The organism is Massilia scottii (assembly GCF_030846495.1).
Classification (GTDB): domain Bacteria; phylum Pseudomonadota; class Gammaproteobacteria; order Burkholderiales; family Burkholderiaceae_D; genus Telluria_A; species Telluria_A violaceinigra.
In genome coordinates this window covers 96926-118298 of the sequence record NZ_JAVCWM010000019.1, presented here as the reverse complement: position 1 = coordinate 118298, position 21373 = coordinate 96926, and the positions used below count along the sequence as shown (strand labels likewise).

General features: G+C 65.3%; 16 protein-coding genes. 10 read left to right on the top strand and 6 right to left on the bottom strand.

From position 1 onward, the window contains the following. Positions 1 to 2 precede the first annotated feature (2 nt). The 4 genes from RBA41_RS23550 to RBA41_RS23535 all read left to right on the top strand — a co-directional run bounded on the left by RBA41_RS23550 (position 3) and on the right by RBA41_RS23535 (position 4674). Entirely contained in the window at positions 3 to 1217 is a 1215-nt protein-coding gene (locus RBA41_RS23550) for a radical SAM protein (protein ID WP_306626675.1), read from the top strand. Then, the gene (gene yhhC / locus RBA41_RS23545; RefSeq protein ID WP_306626674.1) at positions 1214 to 2833 is read left to right on the top strand and encodes a cyclophane-containing peptide 2OG-Fe(II) oxygenase YhhC; all 1620 of its coding nucleotides are present in this window, start codon (positions 1214 to 1216) and stop codon (positions 2831 to 2833) included. Before RBA41_RS23550 ends, yhhC begins: the two co-directional genes overlap by 4 nt. Next, positions 2830 to 3816 (top strand): hypothetical protein, encoded by a 987-nt coding sequence (locus tag RBA41_RS23540; RefSeq protein ID WP_306626673.1) that lies wholly within the window; start codon positions 2830 to 2832, stop codon positions 3814 to 3816. Before yhhC ends, RBA41_RS23540 begins: the two co-directional genes overlap by 4 nt. A gap of 96 nt (positions 3817 to 3912) precedes the next feature. Beyond that, positions 3913 to 4674 (top strand): alpha/beta hydrolase family protein, encoded by a 762-nt coding sequence (locus tag RBA41_RS23535; RefSeq protein WP_306626672.1) that lies wholly within the window; start codon positions 3913 to 3915, stop codon positions 4672 to 4674. A gap of 115 nt (positions 4675 to 4789) precedes the next feature. Here RBA41_RS23535 and RBA41_RS23530 read toward each other — a convergent pair whose 3' ends face one another. The 3 genes from RBA41_RS23530 to RBA41_RS23520 form a co-directional block, all read right to left on the bottom strand. After that, positions 4790 to 5140, bottom strand: coding sequence for a hypothetical protein (locus tag RBA41_RS23530; RefSeq protein ID WP_306626671.1), 351 nt, complete (start codon positions 5138 to 5140; stop codon positions 4790 to 4792). A 19-nt stretch (positions 5141 to 5159) separates the two neighbouring features. After that, positions 5160 to 6137 (bottom strand): sensor domain-containing diguanylate cyclase, encoded by a 978-nt coding sequence (locus RBA41_RS23525; RefSeq protein WP_306626670.1) that lies wholly within the window; start codon positions 6135 to 6137, stop codon positions 5160 to 5162. A gap of 135 nt (positions 6138 to 6272) precedes the next feature. After that, positions 6273 to 8192 carry a M61 family metallopeptidase gene (locus RBA41_RS23520; RefSeq protein WP_306626669.1) on the bottom strand — a complete coding sequence of 640 codons (1920 nt, stop codon included), beginning with the start codon at positions 8190 to 8192 and terminating at the stop codon, positions 6273 to 6275. A gap of 336 nt (positions 8193 to 8528) precedes the next feature. On the opposite strand from RBA41_RS23520, the gene RBA41_RS23515 reads away from it, so the two are divergent. The 5 genes from RBA41_RS23515 (at position 8529) to RBA41_RS23495 (ending at position 13891) form a co-directional block, all read left to right on the top strand. After that, positions 8529 to 9170, top strand: a complete 642-nt coding sequence (locus RBA41_RS23515; RefSeq protein ID WP_306626668.1) for a hypothetical protein — start codon at positions 8529 to 8531, stop codon at positions 9168 to 9170. 342 nt (positions 9171 to 9512) lie between these two features. Continuing rightward, positions 9513 to 9968 (top strand): Hsp20 family protein, encoded by a 456-nt coding sequence (locus RBA41_RS23510; protein WP_306626667.1) that lies wholly within the window; start codon positions 9513 to 9515, stop codon positions 9966 to 9968. Positions 9969 to 10271: 303 nt separating this feature from the next. Beyond that, positions 10272 to 11846, top strand: coding sequence for a DegQ family serine endoprotease (locus RBA41_RS23505; protein WP_306626666.1), 1575 nt, complete (start codon positions 10272 to 10274; stop codon positions 11844 to 11846). A 42-nt stretch (positions 11847 to 11888) separates the two neighbouring features. Further along, the gene (locus RBA41_RS23500) at positions 11889 to 12551 is read left to right on the top strand and encodes a response regulator (protein WP_306626665.1); all 663 of its coding nucleotides are present in this window, start codon (positions 11889 to 11891) and stop codon (positions 12549 to 12551) included. Next, the gene (locus RBA41_RS23495) at positions 12548 to 13891 is read left to right on the top strand and encodes an ATP-binding protein (RefSeq protein WP_306626664.1); all 1344 of its coding nucleotides are present in this window, start codon (positions 12548 to 12550) and stop codon (positions 13889 to 13891) included. Before RBA41_RS23500 ends, RBA41_RS23495 begins: the two co-directional genes overlap by 4 nt. A gap of 71 nt (positions 13892 to 13962) precedes the next feature. Here the strand turns inward: RBA41_RS23495 and RBA41_RS23490 are convergent, their stop codons facing one another. The 3 genes from RBA41_RS23490 to RBA41_RS23480 form a co-directional block, all read right to left on the bottom strand. After that, a complete protein-coding gene (locus tag RBA41_RS23490) occupies positions 13963 to 14517 on the bottom strand; it encodes a hypothetical protein (RefSeq protein ID WP_306626663.1) in 555 nt (184 codons plus the stop codon). A gap of 144 nt (positions 14518 to 14661) precedes the next feature. Beyond that, positions 14662 to 17046, bottom strand: a complete 2385-nt coding sequence (locus tag RBA41_RS23485; protein WP_306626662.1) for a TonB-dependent receptor plug domain-containing protein — start codon at positions 17044 to 17046, stop codon at positions 14662 to 14664. A gap of 95 nt (positions 17047 to 17141) precedes the next feature. Continuing rightward, entirely contained in the window at positions 17142 to 17939 is a 798-nt protein-coding gene (locus RBA41_RS23480; protein ID WP_306626661.1) for a PhzF family protein, read from the bottom strand. 90 nt (positions 17940 to 18029) lie between these two features. Here RBA41_RS23480 and RBA41_RS23475 point away from each other — a divergent pair, with 90 nt between their 5' ends. Next, positions 18030 to 21194, top strand: coding sequence for an error-prone DNA polymerase (locus tag RBA41_RS23475; RefSeq protein ID WP_306626660.1), 3165 nt, complete (start codon positions 18030 to 18032; stop codon positions 21192 to 21194). Positions 21195 to 21373: the final 179 nt, after the last annotated feature.

Here is a 21373-nt window from a genome sequence, read left to right as displayed (position 1 = left end):
CTATGTTCGTGACCCACGCGCCCCAGCAGCGCTTCAAGGCATTCTACGACTGCCTGTCCAACAACGATACGGCGACATCATCGGTCGTCTCAAGCTACATTCTGGTCAAGCTCGCCGCCAGGTGCAATCTGGCCTGCACTTACTGCTACTGGTTTCGCGATAAAAGCGTGCTCGACGCGCCAAAACGGCTGACCCTGGAAGCCGAGGATGCCTTTCTCATGCGGCTTGGCGAGCATATCCGCCAGCATGCGCTGAAGACGTTCTTCATCCTGTTCCACGGCGGCGAACCCTTGCTGTTCGGTGCGGCACGCTTCGAGGCGCTGTGCGCCAAGCTGCGTGAGCTGGAAGCGACGCACGGTTGCCAGCTCAAGCTGGCGGTGACCACCAATGGCGTGCTGGTCGATGCGCACTGGGCGTCGCTCCTGCAGCGCTGGAATGTCGGGGTCACCGTCAGCCTGGACGGGCCGCGCGCCGTCAACGACAGCCGCCGCATCGGCTTTCGTGGCCAGGGCAGTTTCGACGCCATTCTCGCGGGCGTGAGGCAACTGCGCGCGGCCGGCGTCGAACCGGGCTTTCTCAGCGTGTGCGAACCAGCGTCCGACCCGCGCGAACTGGTGCGCTTCTTCGCCGAGGATCTGGGCGCCAGCGATTTCGACGTCCTGGTGCCGGATGCGACCCATGAAGACGCGCCGGCATCGATCGCCGCCTTTTACATCGGCCTGTTCGATGCCTGGTGGGATACCTGGCTCGACCGTGGCGTGCGCATCCGGCTGCTGGACACCCTGGTGCGCGGCCTGCTGGGCGAAGAAAGCCGGATCGAGTCGATCGGCTTCGGGCCGAACACAACGAGCACGCTGGCGACCGACGGCGCCATCGAGCCGCTGGACGTGCTGCGCACGGCCGGCGACAGTTTCACGCGCACCCGCATCGATGTGTTTCATAACGGCCTGCAGGACATCCAGAGCGATCCGCTGTGGCGCGAGGTGCTGCAGGCGTCGCTGACGCTGCCGAAGACGTGCCAGCGTTGCCAGCACCGGATGACCTGCGGCGGCGGACATGTGGGCCAGCGCTGGTCGGCCGCGCGGCGCTTCGACAACCCGACCGTCTATTGCGAGGACATCAAGGCGATACTTGCGCACATGTCGGCGCGGCTGTTTGCCGACATGACGATCGTCGCGCCGGCCGGCGCGCTGGAAGCCGTCAGAGTAGCAGCATGAGCCCGGCGGAACTTGCCGAACGGCTGGTCCCGGGCGAAACGGCGCACGCTCCATTCCCTCACTTTTTCCGCGACGGCACGCTGCCGGAGCGGTTGGCGGAGAACCTGCTGGCATGGATGGAAACAGGCGCGCGCTGGCGCCTGCATACCGCGTCCTTCTTCGAGCAGTACGAGCTGGACTTGACGGCTACGTCGATGCCGGAAGAGTGCCGCATCCTGTTCGCTCCGGAAACGCTGGCGGCGATCACGACGCGCTACGCCAGCGCTTTCAAGCGCAAGATGAGCGGCCGGGCCAGCGTGACGGCGCATAAGCTGGTGTCCGGCCAAACCATCGGCATTCACACCGACGAGCCGCTCGGCGAGCGCGAAACCCATCGTTTGCTGGTCCAGCTCAACCGCGGCTGGCAACCGGAGCGCGGCGGTGAATTATTGCTTCTTGCGGGGAACGATATCGGGGCGCTGCATTCGGTGATCGAGCCCGCCCACAACCGGGCCGTCGGCTTCGAGATGTCGGACCGGTCATTCCACGCCGTCGCCCGGGTCAATGACTGGGCACGCTACACCGTGATCTTCTCGTTCTGGGCGGACGACCGTCCGAGCCCGGCGATGACAAGGCACGTCGCCATGCCGCAACGCGAACAGGTGCTCGCCTTCCTGCGGCAGCAGGGCGCCGCGACGGTTGCCCACTCCGATGGCAGCTTTCTCGATCACCTCAAGGGCGTCGAGCGCATCCTCGACCGCTGGGGCGCGCCGCTCGAGGTGCGCCTGGCGGGCTTGCTGCACAGCGTGTATGGAACAGAAGGGTTCGCCGCCACGGCCACGGTCGCCCCCGCACAAGTGGAGGCCCTGGCGGGCCCTGAGGCGGCGCGGCTGGTGGCGCTGTTTTGCGGCATGACCCCGGTCTCGCTGGTGGACAGCGTGACCGCACACCATCCCGCCCTGTGCAGGCGCGACGGCAGCGCGCTCGGCGCCGCGCAGGACGAGGTCGACGCGCTGTTGCTCATGTACCTGGCCAACATGGCGGAGCAGCTGCCGCGGCTGCGTCATCTGCAAGAGGTGGTCGACGACGACCGTGCCATCTATCGGCGCATCCGTGCGTATGTGGCGGCGCCGGTACGCGCCGAGCTCGACGCCCTGTTCGAACGCCTGGGCGCCGACCGCCGCGAGGCGCATGCCGACAGTGCCATCGCGGCGTTGCGCCTGTACATCGGCGACGGCGGGGGCGATGAGATGCTGCGCGGCCACACGACCTTGCTCGGCCACTTGTCCGGCATGGAGGGCTGGCTGGCGGCGCAGGATGCGCAAGCCGAGGTGCGGGTTGCCGCCTTCGCCCAGGGATTGTACGGCTGGAAAGCGGATCTTTCCGAACAGAACCGGGCCATCGTCCGGGTCGTCGCCGGCGAGGCCGCCGAGAGGCTGGCCTGGCTGTTCGCCGCTTGCGACGATGCCGCCCTGGCCAAGGCCGAGGCCGACGCCGAGGGCGCCTTCGGGCGGGCGGACGATACGGACCAGGGTATCCTTGAACTTGCTGGCGTGAATGGCCGGCGCGAGCCGGTCACGCGGTGCGAACTGGCGTGCCTTGCGCTGCTGGCGCGCGCCGAAAGGGAGGCAATATGAACGCGCATGCACCGATGGTTGCCGTGCCGCGCCCGGCGGGAGGCGATGCCAGCCCGGTCATGGCCGAGCTGGCGCGCATTTTTCACGACCGCGCACCGCAATTGCTTGGGGAAACGGCGCGCACCTTCTTCATCGAGATGGTGTCGGTGCACGTGGCACGGGCCCCGGCCGACGCCGACCTGACGCGGGCGGCGCTCGATCAGCTGGGCATCGACGCGGGCGAGATGGCGAACTGGCGCAAGATCGAGGATGACCCGGTATCGGGCCGGCGCTTCGCCCTCATGCTCGAGCATACGCATGCGCTCGAAGCCTGGTGCTGCGCCCCCTTGCTCAAGGACGACGGGCGGCCAACGCTGCTGCTCCACATCGATGCGCACGACGACTTGAACGGGCCGAGTCTCTTGCCGGATGCGGACCGAAGGAAATACCTGGCACCGCTCGGATCGGATGTCATGACACTGGACGACCCGAAAACCGTGCGCCGTTTCGCCACGCGCGGCTATATCGGCATCGGCGGCTTCATCGCGCCCATGATCGGCAGCGCCGCCATCGATGCGATGCTGCACGTTCCGGGGCCAGCCCAGGCCGGCGGGCGCGGCGCGGCCTCGCTGGCCATCGGCCTCGCGCCCGACAGCGGCTTCATCCGCGTCGAGAAACAGAACTGCGCCAGGCCGGGCATTCCCTACCACCGCATGAGCCTGGAGGCGGCGCTCGAGGTGGCGCACGCCTTCGACGGCCATATCTTGCTGGACATCGATCTCGACGCCTTTTGCAATCGCTACGATACGCATGGCGATGCCGAGGTCGCGGACGCCGATGCACTCATCGCCATGGCGGAGGCGGCGCAGCTGCTGGCGGCGAGCGGGCTGCCCAGGCGCGCCGCCGTGACGACAGTGGCCCTGTCGCCCGGTTTTTTCCCGGGCAGCCTGTGGCCGCAAGCGCTGCGCTTCGCCGATGCCATGCGTGCCCAATCTATCGGATGAGCACGCTCTGACCTACAGCCGCTCCCCTTGGGCCAGCCTCGCGCGCCTGCCATCCCCGGAGTAAGATGTTCGCTGGATTAATTGCAAGGAGCATGCATGCACAGCGAACGACAGGAGTTTCCCGGGGCCGATGGCCAGAAGCTGGCGGCCCGTCTCGACGCGCCCGACGGCCCGGCGCGCGCGTACGCGCTGTTTGCCCACTGTTTTACCTGTGGCAAGGACGTGTTTGCGGCCAGCCGCATCGCCCAGGCCCTGACCGAGCATGGGATCGCCGTGCTGCGCTTCGATTTCACGGGGCTGGGCGCGAGCGAAGGCGATTTTGCGAATACCAATTTCTCCTCGAATGTGCAGGATCTGGTGGCTGCCGCCGCTTTCATGCGCGGCGCGCTCAAGGCGCCCGAGATCCTCATCGGACACAGCCTCGGTGGCGCTGCCGTGCTGGCGGCCGCCGCCAGCATCGACGAGGTGCGCGCCGTCGTGACGGTGGGCGCGCCCAGCGATCCGTCGCATGTCAGCGGCTTGTTCGGGGAGCAGCTCGGGGTGATCGAAGCCGAGGGCGAGGCGCAGGTACAGCTGGCCGGGCGGCCGTTTACCATCAAGCGCCAGTTCTTGCTCGATGCCGCCGAGCAGAATCTGAACCTCAGCACGGGCCAGCTCAAGCGCCCCTTGATGGTCATGCATTCGCCGCACGACCGTACCGTGGGAATTGACAATGCGCTGCATATTTTCCAGGCGGCCAAGCATCCCAAGAGTTTTGTATCGCTCGACGATGCCGATCATTTGCTCACGCGCAGGGAAGATGCGGTATGGGTGGCCGGCATGATTGCGGCGTGGAGTGCGCGCTATGTGAGCGCGTGAGGAGGCATCGGGAAAGGCAGGGAGGCTGCCGCTGTTAACACGCTGTTAACACGCTGTTAACACGCGGTTAACAGTGAACAGCAGTAAAGCATCTACGTGGCAGGAAAGACGACGTTTATTCGTCGTCGAATTCTTCGGCCAGGTTCTTCCAGCCCTTGAGCTTGGCGAAGGCGCTGAATTCTTCAGGGGCTTCGAGCACGATCAGCTTGCGGTCCTGCAGGCCCGGGTCGCTGTGCGAAAAGTTCGGCCCCACGTAGCCCAGCGCGCGCAGGCGGTCGATGATGTTGCCGACGAGGACCTTGTCCTTGTACAGCCCACCCTCGATCGGCGCGGCGAAGTCCACGTACACGTCAATAATTCCGTAACCCTCGTCGAAAATGCGGATCGCCTTGACGTCGTGGGAATGGCTGCTGCTGTCACTGGCCTTGAACGGGCCGCTCAGCTGGATGTCGGTATCGGTAGTCATAGGGCGCAGCATAGCACCATCAGCGCGAAACGGTATTGCGTCCCTTGTGCTTGGCCCGGTACAGCGCCTGGTCGCCCCGTTCGTACGCCGCACCTTGCGTAAGTGTATCGTCGGCCTCGTGCGGATACAGGAATGCCAGCCCGATCGACAAGGTCACCGTGCCATACGGGTCGTTGGCCAGGTGGGGGATGGCCTCGGCCGCCAGCGCCGCGCGGATGCGCTCGGCCAGCTCTTCGCTTTCCTCTTCGCCGTTGGCGGTAAACAGGCAGGCGAATTCATCGCCGCCAAGGCGGAAACTCAGGTCGCCCGGCCGGTTCAGGGTGCGCCGGATCGCCTGCGCCACGGCGCCCAGCACCACGTCACCCTGCGGATGGCCGTGCGTGTCGTTGTAACCCTTGAAACGGTCGACATCGGCCAGCAGCAAGGTCAGCAGGCGCTGGTCGCGCTGCGCGCGCCGCTGCTCCTCCACGAAACGCATATTGAAATAACGCCGGTTCTTGAGCCCGGTCAATTCGTCGGTCAGGCTGTCGGCCTGGGCCGCCCGCACGTCGGTGATGTCGGTCGACACCGCGCAGGTGGCAATCACGGCGTTGTCGTCGTCGAACAAGGGAAACTTGACCGTGGCATAGGTGTGCAGGGACTGGTCGCGGTGGTACACGGTTTCTTCTTCGTGGATGGGGCGCCGTTCGGCGGCGGCGCGCTGGTCGTTGCGCCACAGCTGCTCGGCAATGTCGGGCGGGAACAGGTCGAACACCTTGCGGCCCACGAAGGCGGCCGCATCGTAGCCGTCCAGGATCTCGAAGTGGCGGCTGGCCATGAGAATCGTGCCGTCCAGCGCCTTGGCCGAGATCAGCACCGGCGCATTGTCGAGCAGCGCGCCCAAGGTGCGCTCCGCTTCGCGCAGACGCCGCAACTCCTCGCGCAGCAGGGCGTTTTCCTCCGACAGCTGCGCCATTGTCCGCGCCTGGTCCGGCGCTACCTCGATGCTCGTACTCATAGCGACGGCTTCAGGAAGCCGTGCTCGACGGCAATGCTTCAGAATATACCAGTGTCGACCGGCATTGACAGCAATGCCGCAAACAATCTCGCGCCTGCCGCCCGGAGTGTGGTTTTCGCGTGCATCGGCGCCAGCTCAGCGCCGCGGCTGCAGGATGGCATCGAGCCGGTCCTTGCTGCCAGGAATGCGTTCCAGGCGCGGATAGCGCAAGCCGCCCTGGTAATCGAGCGCCACGGTGCGGAAATTGCTGCCTTTCTTGACAAGCAAGTTGAGCGGAGACTTGCCGTCGCGCGCGGCCTTCACGGCCGCTTTCAGCACGTCCGGCTTGTAGGCGCGGTTGTTGACGGCCACGATGCTGCTGTTGCCCGACAGCCCGGCGCGAAAACCCACGCCATCCCATTCGATCCCATCGATCGCGCCATCGTGTTTGACGGAAAAGCCAAGCGAATAGCTGAAGTCGCTCATCTTGTTGCGCTCTTCCTGACCCTTGATGATCTCGGTGGGAGTGTCGGTATAGACCAGCTTCCAGCCGGCGCGGGCCAGGCCGTCGAGCGGGGCGCCCGCGGCATTGCTGTCGAGCTTGGCGCGCAGGAAGGGCGCCCAGTCGAACGCCTGCACCGATGCCAGGGTGCGCACCACGTCGTCGAACTGGTAATAGGCGGGGCCGACGCTGCCATTGTCGACGCCGTAAAAGACGCGCGCGAAATCGTCCAGCGAACGCTGCTCGCCGGACAGTTCGCGGATGCGGGTATCGACGTCGAGCCAGATCAGCATGCCTTCGACGTAATAATCTTCGCTGCGCTGCCAGTTGCTCCAGCCCAGCGCGCGGCGCGCCTGCACGATCGGGTCGTTGACGGTGTCCTGCAAGGTGCGCCAGGCGCGGCCCTGCACGCGGTCGTAGCGCGCGGCGTAGGCGGCGATGGTGTCGCGGATGCCGGCCGCCGACACCAGTCCCGAGCGCGCCGCCAGCACGTTGCCCCAGTACTGGGTCTGGCCTTCGTACACCCACAGCAGGCTGTTTTGCAATGGCACGTTGAAGTTGGGCACATCCTGATCGGCCGGACGGCGGAACTTGCCGTTCCAGGAGTGGGTGTACTCGTGCGGCAGCAGGTCGCGTCCCGCCTCGCTCTTGGCCCAGTCGGTGAAGTAGCCGGGCCTGACCCCGTTTTCGCTGGACTGGTGGTGCTCGCGTCCGATGCCGCCGAATTCGTCCGACAGCGCAAACAGGAAATCGTAATGTTTGTAATGGTGGGATGCGAACAGCTTGGCGGCCTCCTTCACCAGCGCGCGGTGCGCGGCGATCTGTTCCGGCTTGGCATCGAGGCTTTCCGGATTGTCGGCCACGATGTTCAGGTGTACCGGCACGGCCGCGCCCGGATCGAGGTCGATGCGGCGGAAGTGGCGGCCCGCGAACACGGGCGAATCGATCAGCGTTTCCAGGTCCAGCGGCTTGAAGCTGATGTCGTTGCCGCGGCGCGCGGCGGTGTCGAGCGCGGTGCCGTACTGCCAGCCCTCGGGCAGCTTGAGCGAGGCTTGCACGGGAATGCGGCGGCTGAAGTAGCCGGCCGGATACAGGGTCATGGCTTGCCATTGCACGCCGAGAATCTCGCTCGTCATCGTGATGCGGCCCTGGGCCGGCTCGACCGGCGACAGGAACTGGTATTCAGCCTCGACCGCGGTGGCGCCCTCCGGCACGGTCAGATGGAAGGCATGCACCTGGACCGGATCGCGCGTCCATGCCAGTGGCTTGCCGCCGGCCGACAGGCGCAGGCCCGCAAGCTGGTTCAGCGGTCCGCTGGGGCCGTGATTGCCCGGCACCCATTGCGGATACAGCAGGGTCAGCGGACCCGGCGCGGCCGGAATGGTGGCGCGGATGCGGAAAATTTGCTGTCCGACATTGGTGGCGTCGACCTTGAGCACGATGGTGCCGGGGTAGGGCAGGTCGCGCGGGGCGGGCACGGCGGCGCTTGCCGGCAGGGCCAGCGCGGCCAGCAGGGTCAGGGTGCAGGCGGCAGGAATGGCGGACGGGAAAAGGCGGCGAAGCGGAAAGGGCATGGGAGCGTCAATACGATAAAGATCAGCAATTTCTGCGGGTATTCGCAGGCGAACCTGATTCTACCGAAAGCCTTGCGTCACCGGTACTTGCCGCGTCCGCCGGTAAAAAATCGGCATCCCCCACCGCGACATCCCCGTGCCGCGCGGGTGGCCGCTGTAAGTTGCAAATCGTTATGACTACGGCGGGGAGTTGTCCCTGTTCACGGCGCTCCCCCTATGGCAAACCGTCTCGTTTCGCTGTCTGGTTTTGTCTTATTTTGTCTTATTTTGTCTGGTTTGAACGAACACGCCCCGGCGCTGTCCAAATAAGACAAAATAAGACAAAACGAGACAGAAATGGACAGTCAAACGAGAACCTTTGCCGTAGGGGGCGCGCCGGTAAAAGACACAACGCTGGCACGTTTGGTTGCCTACTTGCATGCCACCGGCAGCAACGTTTCCGTCGATGAAGCCTTGGGCATGGCCATCGATGCCTGGCTGGCGGCCGAGACGGCGCGCGCGTCGAGCACTATCGCCGACGGCAGCGCAAAAGGGTATCAGTGGAAGTGCTTGTTCCTGCCGGATACAACCAAGATCCGCATGCGTGTTGAAGGGCGCACCGAGTACGCCGAGGTGGTTGGTGACACCATCATCCACCGCGGCCGCAGCGTTTCGCCGCGCGGCTTGACGCTTGCCATGGCCGGGGATGGACGCAATGCGTGGCGCGAACTGGTCGTGCGGCGCCCGGGCGATGCGGGCTGGGTACGCGCCTCGGTATTGCGGGCCCGCATCGAGCGCGCCTCGCGCCAGGCACAGCCGCAGCCGGCCACGCCCGCCGACAGCATGGCCGCCGCGGCGCGCTGCATGTCGGACGCATTGCGCAGCGCGCTGGCGGTGGTGGAGCACGTGAACGTCCAGGCGGCGCAGCAGTACGAACGGCGCGCCGAGCGCCACCGCCGCGCGGCCGACAAGATGGGTGAAGACTGCGCCTTCGACTGACGCGGCCTGGCGTCCATTGCCGCGCTGCCTGATGCGCAGGACCGCACTTGCAAGGGCGATGCCGGTGCGCTTCCTCTTGCCGCAGCCTTGCCGCATCCGCAGCCGCAGCCGCTGTCGCCGTGGCGCTTTACGCTTCCTGCCAGCGTTGCCCACGGTCAGGGCCTGGACGCTGAATCGTTTTTGCCGCAAGCCCACATTATCAAAATATTTTTTGGTGCATTGGGCAAAAAATCGTATTTTTCAAGGCCTTGAAAACCCTTGTTGGCGCCATTAGATTGGATTCAACGGATGCTCCACGGAGGTCCGTCAACTTATCGCTTAACTTCTAAAAGGATATTTATCATGCGTACATTCGACCTGACTCCTCTCTATCGTTCCGCTATCGGCTTCGACCGTCTGGCCAACATGCTGGAAACGCAACGCGCCGACGCGCAGCCCAGCTATCCACCGTACAACATCGAACTGGTGAGCGAAGACAAGTACCGGATTGTGATGGCACTGGCTGGCTTCGACCGCTCGGAAGTCGAGATCATCACCGAGCGCGACAGCCTGCAGATCACCGGCCGCAAGCAGAAAGAGGACACGCAGCGCACCTACCTGCACCGCGGCATCGCGGCACGTGATTTCGAGCAGCGCTTCCAGCTGGCGAACCACGTCAAGGTCACCACCGCATCGTTCGACAACGGCATGCTGACGATCGAACTGGTGCGCGAAGTGCCCGAGGCCCTCAAGCCGCGCAAGATCGTCATCGACGGTGGCGACAATGTGCAGGTGCTGGAGCAGCGCCAGGCGGCCTGACCAGGCCCAGCCCGGCTTGTAGCGAGCTGAGCTAAGTGACACCGGGGCGCCCGCAGCAAGGGGCGCCCCGTTCCACGTGCGGTCCGGCCGTCCCCACTGTTGGAAACGACGTGCAAACGACGTGCCGCACGCGAGGTTAAATTAAGACAACCCTAAGTCTGCTGCCGCATCATTACATCATCGGCCAGGCATCAGGTGGTCACAAGAGAGTATCTAGTACGAAGCAGAAACGAATCAGCAAACAACAACAAGCCTCATTGACCACAGTCACTGAACATATCCTTTCAAACCAGGAGTACGTCCATGCATAACGAAGGTGCCATCACTGTCATCACCGCTAAGCGTCTCACGCTTGCCCTCGCCGCCGCCGGCGCCATTGGGGGAGCGGTTGGTGCGATCGCGGTCAACCATAACAACGCAGTCGCCTCGGCCGCCGCCGCCAACGCGCCTGCGGCGCCGCTTGTCGCTTCGGCAGCACCAGCCGCGTCCGCCGCGCCGACCACGCCCGTCAATCCAGGCGCTCCCGCGCCAGTCGCGGCCGGCGTCGTGCTGCCCGATTTCACCGCGCTGGTCTCGCGCAACGGCCCGGCCGTTGTCAATATCCGCGTGATGGGCAGCACCAAGACGGCCATGGGCCAGCAGCGCGGCCGCGTTCCTCCGCAGTTTGACGAGAACGATCCGTTTTTCGAATTTTTCCGTCGCTTCCAGGGGCCGCAGATGCCTCGTGGACAACAACGCGACACGCCCGTTTTTGGCGCCGGTTCCGGGTTCATTATCAGCCCGGACGGTGTCATCCTGACCAACGCGCACGTGGTGCGCGACGCCAAGGAAGTCACGGTCAAGCTGCAGGACCGGCGCGAATACCGCGCCAAGGTGCTCGGCTCGGACCCCAAGACCGATGTGGCCGTGCTCAAGATCGACGCCAAGAACCTGCCGGTCGTGCCAATCGGCAAATCAAGCGATCTCAAGGTCGGTGAATGGGTGCTGGCGATCGGTTCGCCTTTCGGCCTGGACAGCTCGGTCACGGCCGGCGTGGTCAGCGCCAAGGGCCGCTCGCTGCCCGACGACAGCTATGTGCCCTTCATCCAGACCGACGTGGCGGTCAACCCCGGCAACTCGGGCGGCCCCCTGTTCAACACCAAGGGGGAAGTGGTCGGCATCAATTCGCAGATCTACAGCCAGACCGGCGGCTACATGGGCTTGTCGTTCGCCATTCCGATCGATGTGGCATACCGCATCAAGGATCAGATCGTTTCCACCGGCAAGGTGCAGCATGCCAAGCTCGGCATAGCGATCCAGGAAGTGAACCAGGGCTTCGCCGATTCCTTCAAGCTCGATTCGCCCGAAGGCGCGCTGGTGTCGAACGTGGAAAAAGGCGGCGCGGCCGACAAGGCGGGCCTCAAGTCGGGCGACATCATCCGCAAGCTGAACGGCCAGCCGATCATCGCCTCGGGCGACTTGCCGGCCATGCTCAGCGTGGCACAGCCGGGCGACAAGGTCACCCTCGACGTCTGGCGCGACGGCAAGATCGTGCGCATCGATGCGCGCCTGGCCAATGCCAGCGACAAGATAGCGCAGGACGAGCGCGAACCGGCCGCCGGCGCCGACCAGAGCGCGAAACTGGGCCTGGCCCTGCGTCCGCTCGACCCCAACGAGAAGCGCCAGTCCGGCATTAGCGCGGGCCTGGTGATCGAGGATGCGGCTGGCGCCGCCTCCAATGCCGGGGTGCAGCCGGGCGACGTTTTACTGTCCGTCAATGGCCGCACCGTCAATTCGGTCGAGCAGGTGCGCGATGTGGTGGGCAAGGCCAGCAAGTCGGTGGCCTTGCTGATTCAGCGCGGTAATGACAGAATCTTCATTCCGGTGCGGATCGGGTAATCGTGCCCTGTTCCGCCCGCCGGTTCGAGAAAGAAGGAAGTGATGCGGCTGCTGCTGGTGGAAGACGATACGATGATCGGCGAAGTGGTGCTCGACCTGCTCAGGGCCGAGCACTACGCGGTGGACTGGGTCAAGGATGGCGAAATGGCCGACACGGCCTTGCGCCAGTCGCAAAGCTACGACCTGGTCCTGCTCGATCTGGGGCTGCCGCGCAAGGATGGCCTGGAAGTGCTGCGCTCCATGCGCACGCGCAAGGACCGTACCCCGGTGCTGGTGGCGACCGCGCGCGACGCGGTTGAACAGCGCATTGCCGGGCTCGACGCCGGGGCCGACGACTACGTGCTCAAACCCTACGACCTCGACGAGCTGCTGGCGCGCATCCGCGCCTTGCTGCGGCGTGCCGCCGGGCGCGGCGAACCGATCTTTGAATACAATGCCATCAGCATCAACCCCGCCACCCGCGAAGTGCTGGTCGACGGCGCCGCCGTGACCCTGTCGGCGCGCGAATGGGCGGTGCTCGAAGCGCTGATCGCCCGTCCCGGGGTGGTGCTCTCGCGCGCCCAGCTGGAAGAAAAGCTGTACAGCTGGCGCGATGAAGTGAGCAGCAATGCCGTGGAAGTCTACATCCACGGCTTGCGCAAGAAGCTCGGCAGCGAACTGATCCAGAACGTGCGCGGGGTCGGCTACATGGTGCCCAAGCTATGAATCTGGCGCACTCGCTGCGCGGTCGCCTGTTGTGGTTTTTGCTCGCGGCCATCAGTATTGCCGCCGTTGCCCAAGCCTCGATCGCGTACCGCACGGCCCTGTCCGACGCCGACCAGATTTTCGATTACCACATGCAGCAGATGGCGCTATCGCTGCGTTCCAGCACGCCGCTGGCCAATACCGAAGCGGCGGCCAATGTCGAAGCGGACGCCGAAAACAACGATCTGATGGTGCAGGTCTGGACCCCGGACGGGGTGCAGGTATTCCGCACGGTATCGCGCGCGCGCCTGCCGCAGCACGCGGTGCTGGGCTTTTCCAATATCAAGGCCAACAACACCACCTACCGCGTGTTTTCGGTGCAAACCAGTACCCAGACCCTGCAGATCGCCCAGGACATGGCGGTGCGGCGCAACATGGCCGGCAACCTGGCGCTGCGCACGGTCGGGCCGATCGCGGTGATGATGCCGATCCTGATGCTGGTCGTGTGGTGGGTGGTGAGCGGCTCGCTGCAACCGGTGGCGCGCGTGCGCGCCCAGGTGGCGGCGCGCCAGGCCGACGATCTCTCGCCCGTGTCGGAAGCCGATCTGCCGGACGAAGTGTTGCCGCTGGTGCAGGAATTGAACCTCTTGTTCGGGCGCGTGAAAACCGCGTTCGACGCCCAGCAGCATTTCGTGGCCGACGCCGCGCACGAACTGCGCACGCCGCTGCAAGCGCTGAAACTGCAGGCGCTGAGCCTGGAGCGGGCCGACAGTCCGGAAGCGCGCGGGGTGGCCATCGGACGCCTGACGGCCGGCATCGAGCGCGCCACCCGGCTGGTCGAGCAATTGCTGGTGCTGGCGCGCCAGGAAGCGAGCGCGGCCAGCGGGGTCAGGACGCAGGCGGTCGACCTGGCCGAACTGGCCCGGCGCGCGCTGTCCGACCTGGCGGGCGCGGCGCAGACGCGCGGCATCGACCTGGGGCTCACGCGCGCCGATGCGGTGCAGGTGGCGGGCCAGCCGGACGCGCTCATGATCATGCTGCGCAACCTGGTCGATAACGCCTTGAAATATACCCCGGCCGGCGGCACGGTCGATATCAGCGTGAGCGGCGAGGGCAAGCTCGCCAGCCTGGTGGTGGAAGACAGCGGACCGGGCATTCCGGCGGAGGAAAGGGAGCGGGTGTTCAACCGTTTCTACCGCATCGCCGGCAGCGAGGCCAGCGGCAGCGGGCTGGGGCTGGCGATCATCAAGGCGATCGCCGAGCGCCACGGGGCGAGGCTGAGTTTGGGCGAATCGGCCAAACTGGGCGGCCTGAGCGTGCGCATCGATTTCCCGGCGGGGAGCAAGGCCGACGCGGGCTAACCGGGGTCAGACCTCCAACCTTAAAACCGTCGTTCCTGGCACTGCCAGGAACGACGGCACGGAGCCAAGGCTTACTTCTTAATAATCGCCTGCAACAACACAAACGCCTCATGCCGGATGGTCGCGTCGGCACCGGCCAGCTCCTTGCGCGCCTGCACCAGCGCGGGCCGCTTGAGCATTTTCTTTTCGGCCGCATTCGGCACCGGCGGTTCCGGCGGGAACATGCTGGCCCGGCTGTTATACGTCTGCTGCAACAAGCGCTTGCCGTAATCCGACGCATAAAATGCCGTCAATTCATTGGCCGTCTCCACCCCGATCACGCGCGCCACGGGCGTCGCCAGACGCTGATAAATCTGCTGCGGCGGCACCTTGTCGAGCTTGGCGAACACGCTGGCGCGCTGCTCTTCATTCGCATAGCGGCTCGCACCGGCCACCGAGCGCATCATTTTTTCCGACTGCATGGCAGCGAGCATGGCTTGCACGGCCTGCACCCGGGCCGCATCGGGCGCCGTCACCGGTACCGAGGCGGCCGGAGCGGCAGGAGCGGCGGGAGCCGCTGCGCCTGCACGCGTGAGCGGCACGCAGGCGAGCAGCGCGGCCAAGGCCAGCGCGTAAGTTGGTTTCATTCTTCATCCTTTTCAACAGTCACAGGGCTGCCCACCAAGGGGCCAGCCGACACAATAATGCAAAAGGGCAGACCATGTCTGCCCCTTGCCACGTAGCTACCTATACAGCTACCTGGATAGCTGCCTGCCTAGCTAGCGCTTCGCTTAAAACTTATGCCACAGGCGGGCAAAGTACGAGGCGCCATTCATGCCGAACTGGACCGACTCGTACTTGAAGCCATTGTCGGTCTCGTCCGGATTCTGCTCGGTCGGCTTGACACCGAAAATGTTCGCGCCGCCCAGGGTCAGCTTGGTCTTCTCGCTGAAATTATACGTAAAACTCAGGTCGGCCGAGGTCTTGGCCTTGTACACCTGGTTCGGGGTCGGAGCGCCGGACCAGGTACCGAGGGTTTGCTTGCCGAAGTGGATCACCTTGAAATCGGTGCCGACCTTGCCCAGCAAATACTCGAAGCCCAGGGTCGCCTTGCGCCGCGGTCCGCCCTGTTCCAGGAACAGGCGCTCGCGCTCGGACAGCAGCACGTCTTCATAGCCCTTGAACGCGGCCGGCGCATTCACGCCCGTCACTTCGGTCTTGCTGATGTTCATGGCCAGGAAGGTATTGAGCTTGCCGCCCGCCACTTCGCTGCGGTTCGACACGGTCAGGTCCAGGCCCTGCGTCTTGGTATCGATCGAATTGACGAAGAACTGGGCCGCGCCCACGCCCAGGGTGCTCAGCAGCGGCACGATCGGGGCGTAGTTATCGGCGTCGAAACGGCCGGAAAACACGATGCGGTCATCGATGGCGATGCGGTACAGGTCGGCCGTGACCGAGGTGGTCGGGGTTGGCGTCCAGGTGCCGCCCAGCGTGAAGCTGACCGATTTTTCTTCCTTCAGCTTCGGAATTCCGATCGCATTGGCCACGTTGCCGCCATTCGGCGCGAACACCGAATCGACCGGATTGCCGTTGACGAACTCGGTAAACGTCGACGAGAAGTAGCCTTGCTGCAGCGATGGCGCGCGGAAACCCGTGCTGGCCGAACCGCGCATCAGCACCGCATCGCTGATCTTGTAGGCGGCGGCCAGCTTGCCGGTCACGCTGTTGCCGAAGTCGCTGAACTTTTCGTAGCGCACGGCCGACAGCACTTTCAGGCGCTCGGTGATATCGGTCTCGACATCGATGTAGGCGGCCACGCTGTGGCGGCTGCGGTCGGTCGCGTCGGCCGGGCGGAAGCCCGGGAAGCCCTGGCTGCCCGGGTCGCCCCCGAAGCCGGGACCGTCGGCATCGTTGTAGGAACCGGCTTCGCCGGCGAAGATTTCGTAGTTTTCCTTGCGGAACTCGGCGCCGAACGCCAGGTTCATGCCGCTCAGGATGTTCGGATAGAAGCGGCTGGCGTCGGCATTGGTGGTCAGCTGCGTGGCCGCGAAACCGCCGGCGTCGAACTGCGAGGCCGACACGCCCTTGCCGCCCTTGATCAGGTCGAGGTTGGCGATCGAGGCATTGAGCGTATTGCTGATGTTGTAATGCATCTTGTTGTAGCCGTAGGTCTGCGAAAAGTCCGCATTCCACTCGCCCAGCTTGGCGCGATAGCCGATGGTGCCGTAATGGTCGTCGATGTCGGCATTGATGAATGGGGCGAAGCCGTTCGGGTACATGGCTTGCGCATTGCGCGTCGGAATCTGGTCGGCACCGCGGCCGAAGGCGGCCGAGGAAGCGTCGCGCTTCTGGGTGCCGGCCGTGAAGTACAGCTTGCCGTCGACCAGGGGAATGTCGCCGTTCAGGTACAGGGTCTGGTTCTGGACCTTGCTGTCGCCGATGGTGCGCAGGCTGCCCGCTTCGGCCCGGTTCGAGCGGTCGCGGTCGAGATACTCGCCCGTGATGCCGACCACGCCGCCGGCCACGGCCACGCCGCAGTAGGCCGACGCCAGGATATTCTCGCCGTCGCCAGCCGAATACTGGCCCGCGCCGAACACGGTTTCGCAGCCGAGCGAGCGTTTCAGTTCGATATTGATGACCCCGGCGATCGCGTCGGAGCCGTACTGGGCGGCGGCGCCATCGCGCAGCACCTGGATGTTTTTCACCGCCAAGAGCGGAATCGCATTCATGTCGGTGCCGGTATTGCCGCGGTTGCGGGCCCCGAAGATGTTCACCAGCGAGGTGCTGTGACGGCGTTTGCCGTTCATCAACACCAGGGTCTGGTCGGAACCCAAGCCGCGCAGGGCGGCCGAATCGACCAGGTCGGCGCCATCGGCTCCGCTCTGGCGCGTGGAATTGAACGAGGGCGAGATATAGGTCAGGGTCTGGGCCAGGTCGAACTGGCCGCCTTGCTCGGCCATGCGGGTCATCGGAATCAGGTCGACCGGGACCGCCGTATCGGTGGCGGAGGTGGCCGAGACGCGGCGCGAACCGACCACGCTGACGCTGGGGATGACTTCTTCCTTGGTGGCTTGCTGGCCCGACTGGGCGAAGCTGGCGGGGGCGTACACGGCAAGAGCAGCACTGCCGTACAAAGCGAGCAAGACGGACCTACGTAAAGTGGTGGGGGTGAACACGCGACAGTCTCCGGGTTTTATTATCGAAAGGTGAATGATTCTAATGCAATTTTCGCCGCACCAGTCCAGCGCGGTGTGGTGCAATGACAACGTTGTCAATTGGCGGGCACGGCCTCGGCCCGTCCGCCCACCAGAATCGCGCCATCCTCCACCCGGGTGCGGATCAGGCAGGGCGCACCCAGTGCACCACCCTGGTGCAGGGCGATGGCGCGCCCGAGGTGGGCCGTCAGGGCGCCGGCCGCCACCCCCGTGGCGCGGTCTTCCATGGCCGGATCGAGGTGGTTGAAGTTGCGTCCTTCATAGGTGTCGTCGCCGATGCGGCACACCACATAGCAGCCGCTCACGCCATGCGCGCGGCCCCAGCCGGCGATGCGATCGAGGGGAGGGCGCAAGGCGTGCAGGGTGGCGCGCTCAGGCACTTCGAGCAGCAGCTTGGGACTGCCGACCGAGGCCAGCACGGGCGCTGCCGCCAGCCTCAATTCAGGCTGGTCCAGCAGCCAGGCGGCCAGCGCGCCATCGACAGCGAGCTCGGGCACGCTCTGGGGCTGCAGCGCGACGAAAACATCCTCCCCCTGCCGGCACAGGCGCAAGGGCTGCCCGCGCATTGCCGTGGCCAGCACGATGTCCTGCGCCGCCGGCCCGGCGCGGGCGAACAGCACCTGCGCCGCGCCCAGGGTGGCGTGCAGGCACAGGGGACTCCTGGCGTGCGGATAGTAATAGTCGGCGAACCAGTATCGCTGTAATCCTGGGTCGAGAAACACGCAGGCCGGATGCGGCTGGGCCCGCGCAAACGCCTGGCGCGCCTCGGGCGTGGCCGGCCCCTCTTCAATCACCAGCGCCACATTGCCGTGGCCTGGCAGTGCACCAAAACAGCGCACCGTATGCACCTGCATAGTTATTCCCAATTGGTAAGAAAATGAAGGGAGGTATACTGTGTTTCCATACAGTAGTTTCCTCAATACATTTGATTGTAATCTTTTCGCATGAGTACCGCCGCCCCCGCCCCGAGCCTGCCCGACTACGCCGAGTTGTATTGTTTGAGCAACTTTACCTTCCTGCACGGCGCCTCGCACGCCGAGGAACTGGTGGCCCGCGCCGTCCAGCTCGGCTACGCGGCGCTGGCCATCACCGACGAATGTTCGCTGGCGGGAGTGGTGCGGGCCCACGCCGAAGCCAAAAAGGCGGCGCTGCCCCTGATCATCGGCGCCCACTTCCACCTGCGCCATGACGACGGCAGCGCGGCCCTGTCGCTGATCTTGCTGGCCACGAACCGCAACGGCTACGGCAACCTGGCCGAACTGATCACCCTGGCGCGCACGCGCACGGCCAAAGGTACTTATCTGCTCACGCCCGCCGACCTGGCGTCGCCCGCCGCGGCGCAAGCCCACCTGGCCGGCATGCCCGACTGCCTGGCGATCCTGCTGCCCGCCTATCCCGGCCACGACGCGGCCGACCTCGACCGCCTGCACGCCCAGGCCGCCTGGATGGCCGCCACCTTTCCGCAGCGCGCCTGGCTGGGCTTGACCTTGCTGCACCGCGCCTTCGACGAAGCCCATCGCGCCACGGTCGAGGAAGTCGCCTGGCAGCACGGCCTGGCCGTGGTGGCGCTGGGCCACGTCTGCATGCACGTGCGCTCGCGCAAGCCCCTGCACGACACCCTGTGCGCGATCCGCCTCAACACTCCCGTGGCCGAGTGCGGCTATGCGCTGGCGCAAAATGCCGAACAGCACCTGCGCGCGCGCCTGCGCCTGGCCAATCTGTACAGTCCCGACGCCCTGGCTGAAACGCTGCGCATCGCGCGCCTGTGCACCTTTTCGCTCGACCAGCTGCGCTACGAATACCCGGACGAACTGGTGCCGCCCGGGCAGACGGCGTCCGCCTACCTGCGCGCCGAAACCTATATCGGCGCGCACCATCGCTTTCCGCTCGGGATACCGGCAAAAGTGCAGGAACAGCTCGAAATCGAACTCCAGCTGATCGGCGAACTGCGCTACGAACCCTACTTTCTGACCGTGTACGACATCGTGCGCCATGCGCGCTCGATCGGGATCTTGTGCCAGGGGCGCGGCTCGGCCGCCAATTCGGCCGTGTGCTATTGCCTCGGCATCACCGAAGTCGACCCCGCGCGCGGCAACCTGCTGTTCGGGCGCTTCATTTCCAGGGAACGCGACGAACCGCCCGACATCGACGTCGACTTCGAGCACCAGCGGCGCGAAGAAGTCATCCAGTACATCTACAACAAATACGGACGCGCGCGCGCCGCCCTGGCCGCCGTGGTGATCAGCTACCGCCCCAAGAGCGCCCTGCGCGACAGCGGCAAGGCGCTCGGCGTCGACCTGGCCATCGTCGACAAGGTCGCCAAGACCCACCACTGGTTCGACAGCAAGGACGACCTCGTCAAGCGCCTGGCCGAATGCGGGCTCGACCCCGATTCCCCGCTGGCCCAGCAATGGGCCACCCTGGCCCAGCGCCTGCTTGGCTTTCCGCGCCACTTGTCGCAGCACCCGGGCGGCTTCGTGATCGCCGCCGGCAAGCTCTCGCGCCTGGTGCCGATCGAAAACGCCACCATGCCCGAGCGCAGCGTGATCCAGTGGGACAAGGACGACCTCGAAGAACTGGGTTTATTGAAGGTTGATGTGCTGGCGCTCGGCATGCTCTCGGTGCTGCGGCGCGCGTTCGACCTGGTGGGCGAACTGCGCGGCACGGTGTTTTCGATGCAGGACATCCCCGCCGAAGACAGCGCCACCTACGACATGATTTGCGCGGCCGACACGGTGGGCGTATTCCAGATCGAATCGCGCGCGCAGATGAGCATGCTACCGCGCATGCTGCCGCGCACCTTTTACGACCTGGTGGTCGAAGTGGCCGTGGTGCGGCCCGGGCCGATCCAGGGCGGCATGGTCCATCCTTACCTGCGCCGGCGCCAGAATCTGGAAAAGCCCGTGTACCCGAAGGAAGAACTGAAGCAGGCGCTGGAACGCACCCTGGGCGTGCCGATCTTCCAGGAACAGGTGATGCAGGTGGCGATGATTGCCGCCGGCTTCAGCGCCGGCGAGGCCGACCAGCTGCGGCGCGCCATGGCCGCCTGGAAGCGCAAGGGCGGGCTGGAAAAATACTACGACAAGATCATCAACGGCATGCTGGGGCGCGGCTACACCCGCGATTTTGCCGAATCGATCTTCAACCAGATCAAGGGCTTCGGCGAATACGGCTTTCCCGAATCGCACGCCGCCAGTTTTGCCTTGCTGGCCTACGCCAGTTCCTGGCTCAAGTGCCACGAACCGGCCGCCTTCCTGTGCGCCTTGCTCAACAGCCAGCCGATGGGTTTCTACAGCCCCTCGCAACTGGTGCAGGACGCGCGCCGCCACGGCATCGAGGTGCGCGCGGTGGACGTGGCCATCAGCGGCTGGGATTGCAGCCTGGAAGCGGGGGAGGGCGCGCAGCCGGCGGTGCGGCTGGGACTGTCGCTGCAGCGCGGCATGCGTCCCGAGTCGGCGGCGCGCATCGAAGACGCGCGCGCCGTGCGCGCTTTCGACAGCGTGGCCGACCTCGCGCGCCGGGCCGCTCTGGACCGGCACGACCTGCAGGTGCTGGCCGGCGCCAACGCCCTGCATGGGCTGGCCGGCAACCGGCGCCAGGCGCTGTGGCAAGCGGTGGGCGCGGTGCCCGACAAGGACTTGCTGCGCCCCACCACGCCCGAGGAAGACGTGCCGCTGCTGCATGCCCCGAGCGAAGGCGAAGAGATTGTGGGCGACTACCGCGCACAGGGATTGACCCTGGGGCGGCACCCGCTGGCGCTGCTGCGCGCGCGCCTGCTTGACCAGCGTTTTTTACCGGCAGCGCAGCTCAACGACTTCAAGCAAGGGCAACTGGCGCGCGCCTGCGGCATCGTCACGGTAAGGCAGCGACCGGCGACGGCCAAGGGCGTGCTGTTCGTCACCATCGAAGACGAGACCGGCAACGTGAACGTGATCGTCTGGCCGACCCTGGTGGAACAACAGCGGCGCGAAGTGCTGGGAGCGAGCTTGCTGGGCGTGTACGGCGTGTGGCAGAGGGAAGGCGAAGTGCGGCATCTGGTGGCCAAGCGCCTGGTCGACATGAGCCACTTGATGGGCCGCCTCGACACCAGCAGCCGCGACTTCTGCTAGTTCCCATTCGAAATATTTCCTAACCGGGGTCAGACCTCCGATTCGAAAGATTTCTTAACCGAGGTCAGACCTTCGATTTGAGACCTCGATTTGCTGGCTCGTCTAAGAACCGTTAACTGCAAAACCGTCATTCCCGCCTGCGCGGGAATGACGGTTTTGAGGGCTGCGACAGGATCAGC